This window comes from Hymenobacter terrestris, assembly GCF_013377905.1.
GTDB classification, from domain to species: domain Bacteria; phylum Bacteroidota; class Bacteroidia; order Cytophagales; family Hymenobacteraceae; genus Hymenobacter; species Hymenobacter terrestris.
The window spans coordinates 1-5,838 of the sequence record NZ_JABKAV010000112.1 but is presented as its reverse complement, the minus strand read 5'-3'; the positions used below and the strand labels follow the sequence as shown (position 1 = coordinate 5,838).

The window sequence follows — 5,838 nt, the reverse complement described above, 5'->3', positions numbered from 1 at the left end:
TAAGGGAAGAAGCCGCGGCCTGGGAGCAGTACTGCCACCTACGAGCACATTACCGCGGCCCCGTTCAGTTTCTATCCAAGCTTATTATGGCCCCTGGCGGAGAATGAATTCGCGGAGTGTCAGGATGACAGACGGGTTTACTCGGCGTCCTCGTCGGGCAGGATTTGCACGTCCTGCACGAGGACCATCTTCTCAATTTCGCGGCCGCGGGGCGTGTTAGCGAGCCCCCCGAGGGCGGTTTCCTTGTAGCGGGTTTCCATGCTCTCGCCCACTTCGCCCAACGCCGCCACGCACTGGTCGACGGGAATGACGGGGTCGACGCCAGCAATGGCAATCTGAGCCGAACTGAAAGCAATGGCCGCCGCCGAGGCATTGCGCACCACGCAGGGCACTTCCACAAGGCCCGCTACCGGGTCGCAGATGAGGCCCAACATGCACTGGATGGTAATGGCGACGGCCGCAAAAACCTCCGACACCGAGCCACCCAGGCAGTACACAATGGCACCGGCACCCATAGCCGCCGCCGAGCCGGTTTCGGCCTGGCAACCACCCACGGCACCGGCCAGCGAGGCATTCTGCTCGATGATGAGCGCAATGCCCGCCGCCACCAGCAGCCCTTCCAGAATGGCGCGGTCTTCGAGCTTGTGAATATCCTGGAGCGTAACCAGCACGCCGGGCAGGATGCCCGAGGCCCCGGCCGTGGGCGCGGCCACTACCCGGCCCATGCACGAATTCACCTCTTTGGCTCCTAATGCCCGCGTAACGAGGTTTTTGAACTCCGGTGAGAGCACCGTGATGGGCGAGGCGGCAATTTTTTTGGCCCCGTTGTTCACCATGCCCGAGCGTGAGGTCATGTCCTGGGTCAGGCCGGTGTGCACGGCGTCGCGCATCACGTCGTAGGCGCGCTGCAGGCCGTCCCAGATCTGCTCTTCGGTGCGGCCCTTCTGCTCAACCTCATAGGTCAGCACAGGCAGGAAAAGCGGTTCGTTGGTAGAGGAGCAGTGGGTCTGCCAGCTACGGAAGTCGGTGAAGAGCAAAGACATGGGCGGGGTGGGAAAGTGGAACGGGGCGTAACTGCGCTCCGGGTGGCGGGCAAGGTAGTACGCGCATAACCAAGGCGGCGCGGCGGGGGTGCAAAAATCGGCATAAATTAATCGGCGGCAACCCTGGGTTTAGGTGGGTACAGCAAAGCCCTTCCGCACAGGGCGAAAGGGCTTTTAGCAAGGTAGTGAGCCAGATTGGTGTAGGGGCGGGGTTTGTCCCGTCTGCCGTCTGAACCGATTCAACGATTTCGTGTGGGTGGCACGACCGGCGGGCGGGGACAAGCCCCGCCCCTACCCTCGGTGCCTATGCCTCCTGCTGCTGGCTTACCAACTGCACGCTGGCCGAGTTGATGCAGAGCCGCACGCCGGAGGGGGCAGGGCCGTCGGGGAAGGCATGGCCCTGGTGGGCGTCGCAGGCATTGCAGAGCACCTCAATGCGCGTCATGCCGTAGCTCGTGTCCTTCTTGTAGCGCAGGGCGTTTTCGGTGATGGGTTGGGTGAAGCTGGGCCAGCCGGTGCCCGAGTCGAACTTGGTGGTGGAGTCGTAGAGGGGCGTAGCGCAGCCGATGCAGGCATAGAGGCCCGCCTCGTGGGCTTCGCAATGCTCACCGCTGAAGGCCCGCTCGGTACCATGCTCACGCGTTACGTGGTATTGCTCGGGCGTGAGCTGGGCGCGCCACTCGGCGTCGGTTTTTTCCACGCGCTTAGCAGGGGCCGGGCTGCCATGGTTGGCCAGCCGGATGATATCGTTCCAGGTTTGCATAAAGGGTCGGGTTGATTGGGTAAAGGCAGCCCGCAGGCTCCTGTTACAAACGCGCCGGGTGGGCCGGAAGTTTCTGGCAAGGCTTCACCGGAGAGTAAGCAACAGCAGGCTGGTACCGGCCGCGGACTGCTTCAGCGCTTAACCGACCACGTTTGCACATTGCCCGCGGGACCCTTCGCTACCAACGTGTAGCGCCCCTTGTCGAGCGCCAGCGCCTTGTGGTCAGTGGCACTCTGCAACTCCACAATATCTACCGGTAAGGCGGTGGCCAGGTCTTCCCGCGCATCATAGGCAAATACGAGGCAGGGGTAACCCACAGCCAGTTGCTGCTTGAGCGGCACAGGCCGCCGCCGGGCCGTGAAAACCCAGGCTGGCCGGCCCTGCACGTAAGTGGTGCGCGGATGAAATACGTTTACATCGACCGACATGTTAGGGCCAGCGGCGGGGTAGGCTTGGTTTCCGGTAGGCAGAAAGACTGCGCTTTCCGGGGCTTTGGCTAACCGATACGTAGCATTCTCGCCGCTCCGGGTACCAGCTTCGGTTAGCGTAGTTTGGTCGATAGTGAAGGGATTGAGCCCGGTCAGTTCACGCAGGTAATAGGCCATGGAGGGCTGCGTTGCCATACCATTCGGGCCCTCATGCACGTGAGCAAAGCCGCAGTACACCACAATTCTTGCCTGCGGGTCGGCCTGCAGAATCTGCTGGATGTTGCGGGCCTGCGCCGTTTCACGCGACTTCACCTGCTCATTCATAGGGCCATCGTTCGTGAAGCCATAGTCATAAGCCACCAGCTTGAAGCCCGATTGGCCGGCCGTGCGCAGCAGCTGCCCAAACTGTGGCTCCTTAGTGTAGTAGCCCGTGGCCAGCGTGGGGTAGCCCCGGCGGTTGAGCAGCGTGTCGAGCTTGTTTATCGCCTCCACGGCGAAGTAGCGGTAGCCCAGCCTGGCCAGTTCCGGCAGTAGGCTCGCTGCAAATGCGCGGTGCCGGGGGTTGTGGTGGGCCTCGTTGAGGATGACGATGCGCTCGGTGCGGGCGCGGCGCAGGATGTATTCGCGGGCGTTTACGGGCTGCAGAGCTACAAAGGCGTCACTATCGGCGGCCGATATGGCGCGGATGGGCCGGCCGGGGCCATACGGCGCCTCCCAGGCCTCCAGGGCCGCCTGGTATTCGCCGATGTAGGACAAGTCCCAGGCCGCAAACTGGTTGGCCCCAGGCTTGCCGCTCCGGGCTTCCTGCTGAATGGTGGCTGAGGGCTTGTAACTTTTAGTATCCTGCGTGCAGCTTGTCAACGTGCTTAGCAGGGCCGCAACTAATCCGACCTGTTTAATCATCTGCATAACTACCAAACAAGCTGCGCAATAACAAACGAGCTTTTCACCAAAACGAACTCGCCTGCCCTTCCGATGCATCAACCCCGGCTAGTCTTCCGGCGTTAATCAAACCTTATGAAGCTACTCTCACCCGTCCAAACCCGCGCCCTCGACCAGGCTACTATCAAGGCCCAGCACATCACTTCTATTGACCTCATGGAGCGGGCTGCCAGTGCCGTGACCAACTGGCTGCTTGATGAGCTGCGGCTCGACTACGACACCGAAATTCATGTGTGCTGCGGGCCGGGCAACAACGGCGGCGACGGGCTGGTAGTGGCTCGCAACCTGCACCGCGCCGGCTACCCCGTTCAACTCTGGCTGCTACCAGCTACCCGGCATTCCGCCGATTGCACTCAGCAACAGCAGCAGCTGCCCGCCGGGCTGGCTGCCCAGCAAATCGACCCCGATAATCTGACCACCATTGCGGCCGGAGCGGTAGTGGTTGATGCCCTGTTCGGCACCGGACTGAGCCGGCCGCTGGAGGGTACGGCCGCGGCGCTGGTGCGGCACCTCAACGGCTCGGGCGCAACCGTGGTAGCGGTGGACATACCCTCGGGACTCTATGCTGATGCGCCCCAGCCGGCCGACTGCGCGGTGGTGCGGGCCGATTACACGCTCAGCTTCGAGCTACCCAAGCTGGCTTTCCTGCTGCCCCAGAACGCCGGTTTTGTGGGCGACTGGCGGCTATTACCCATCGGTCTCGACCCGGAGGTCATCCACAATACCCCGGTGGATATGCACTTCGTAACGGCCGACGAGCTGCGGGGGCGGCTGCCGAAGCGGCCGAAGTTCAGCCACAAGGGCACCTTCGGGCACGCGCTGCTGCTGGCGGGCAGTAAGGGTAAAATCGGCGCGGCGGTGCTGGCGACTCAGGCTTGCCTGCGCGGAGGCGCGGGCCTGGTCACGACCCAAGTGCCGGCCGTGGGCTACGACATCCTACAGATTTCGGCCCCCGAGGCCATGTGCCTGACCGACTCAGCCACCGACTGCATTACCGAGTTGCCCGACCTCGCGCCCTACGCCGCCGTGGGCATCGGGCCGGGGCTGGGGCAGCACCACGATACCCGCATGGTACTGCGGCGGCTACTGCAAACGGCCCGGGTACCACTCGTGCTCGATGCCGACGCGCTGAATATGCTGGGGGCCTACCCCGAGCTGCAGAAGCTGGTGCCGCCCGGCGCGCTGCTTACGCCCCACCCAAAGGAGTTCGAGCGCCTCGTGGGTGAGCCCGCCCGCGACGACTACCACCGCCTCGACCAGCTGCGCGACTTTGCGGGCCGCACCGGCTGCTACTGCGTGCTCAAAGGGGCCTACACCGCCCTGGCCGCGCCCGATGGTACTCTCTACTTCAACAGCACCGGCAACCCGGGCATGGCCAGCGGCGGCAGCGGCGACGTGCTGACGGGCCTGCTACTGGCCCTGCGCGCCGACAAGCGCCTCTCCCCGCTCGATGCGGCCTTGCTGGGCCTGCACGCCCACGGTCGCGCCGGCGACCTGGCCCTCCCTCACACCGGCCACGCCGGCCTGCTCGCTTCGGATATCGTGCGCTTTATTGGGCCAGCGCTGGAGGAGTTAATGGGTGAGTGATTTGATAGGGGAAATAAGGAGTCATGCGCAGCCGGAGTCGAAGTATGACGTTCTTGTTACCCGCCCTAACCACCTACCCCACCGCCAGCCACACGGCCACGAACTGTACCACCATCATGCCATCGGTAAGCAAGGCAAAGTAGTAGTCGGGGCGCGACTCCTCGGCGTACCAGAGCACGGCGGCGGCCAGGGCCAGCGGCAGCACCAGCGCCACAGCATGCGGCACCGATACGCCGGGCGGCACCAGCAGCGCCGCTCCTAACAGGGCCACCAGCCCCAGCCATTTGGTGGCCCGGCTGCCTAGTACACCCGGAAACGTGTGGGTACCGGTCAGCCTGTCTTTGCTGTAGTCGCGGATGTCGAAGACCAGGGCCAGGGCCAGAATCAGCAGGAAACGGCGGGCGAACAGCACCAGCACTACCGGTGATGCCCAGTCGCGGCCCAGGTATAGGGCGGGTATCCAGACGGTGACGGCTGCCCAGACGTAGGCAATAAGGAACACCTTGAGCAGCGGTAGGTCGCGCAGGGCCCGCCAGCGGCCGTGGCGGCGCACCAGCGGCATCGAGTAGAGCACCGAGATAAGCGCCAGGTGGCCACCAAACAGCGTAAGGGGCAGCAGCCGGGCATCGGTGAGATACAACACGCCCGCCACGGCGCCGGCCGCTACCGTGAGAGTCAGCAGCTGGGGGCGGTGGGCCCGAATCCACTGCTTGCGGCGGGTGGCGCCGGGCAGCTGGCCGTGCTTGTAGGGCAGCACGCTGTCGAGGTTGTACAGGAAGAGGGTGGCGGCGAAGATCAGCCCGCCCAGCCGCGCCGAGATGTGCACCCCCCAGAACAGAAACGTGGCCCACATCAGCCCCAGCGCCGCCACCGAGAGCCACACGCTGCTATAAAGCACCGCATCCAGCAATTGCCGCCACCTGGCCGGCGGCGGAAGCGAGCGTTGGGCAGTTGAATGGGCGGGGTGCATGAGGGCAAGTTACGGCGTGGCGAGGGGCTACGAAAGCAGCAGTTGGTTGGTAGAACGCCGCAGCACGACCCAGCACAATGTAGGGGCGGGGGGGGGCGCCCCCCC

Annotated in this window: 5 protein-coding genes; 1 reads left to right on the top strand and 4 read right to left on the bottom strand. The window is 64.2% G+C overall.

The window, feature by feature from the left end:
• Positions 1–137: 137 nt before the first annotated feature.
• From sdaAA to HW556_RS17835, 3 genes are all read right to left on the bottom strand, one after another.
• The gene (gene sdaAA, locus HW556_RS17845; RefSeq protein WP_176901479.1) at positions 138–1,043 is read right to left on the bottom strand and encodes an L-serine ammonia-lyase, iron-sulfur-dependent, subunit alpha; all 906 of its coding nucleotides are present in this window, start codon (positions 1,041–1,043) and stop codon (positions 138–140) included.
• 304 nt (positions 1,044–1,347) lie between these two features.
• The gene (gene msrB, locus HW556_RS17840; protein WP_176901478.1) at positions 1,348–1,806 is read right to left on the bottom strand and encodes a peptide-methionine (R)-S-oxide reductase MsrB; all 459 of its coding nucleotides are present in this window, start codon (positions 1,804–1,806) and stop codon (positions 1,348–1,350) included.
• 131 nt (positions 1,807–1,937) lie between these two features.
• Positions 1,938–3,143, bottom strand: coding sequence for a hypothetical protein (locus HW556_RS17835; RefSeq protein ID WP_176901477.1), 1,206 nt, complete (start codon positions 3,141–3,143; stop codon positions 1,938–1,940).
• Positions 3,144–3,251: 108 nt separating this feature from the next.
• Between HW556_RS17835 and HW556_RS17830 the strand changes: the two genes are divergently transcribed.
• Positions 3,252–4,763, top strand: a complete 1,512-nt coding sequence (locus HW556_RS17830; RefSeq protein ID WP_176901476.1) for an NAD(P)H-hydrate dehydratase — start codon at positions 3,252–3,254, stop codon at positions 4,761–4,763.
• A 73-nt stretch (positions 4,764–4,836) separates the two neighbouring features.
• On the opposite strand, the gene HW556_RS17825 is transcribed toward HW556_RS17830, so the two are convergent.
• Positions 4,837–5,733, bottom strand: coding sequence for a UbiA family prenyltransferase (locus tag HW556_RS17825; protein ID WP_176901475.1), 897 nt, complete (start codon positions 5,731–5,733; stop codon positions 4,837–4,839).
• Between the last annotated feature and the right edge of the window lie 105 nt (positions 5,734–5,838).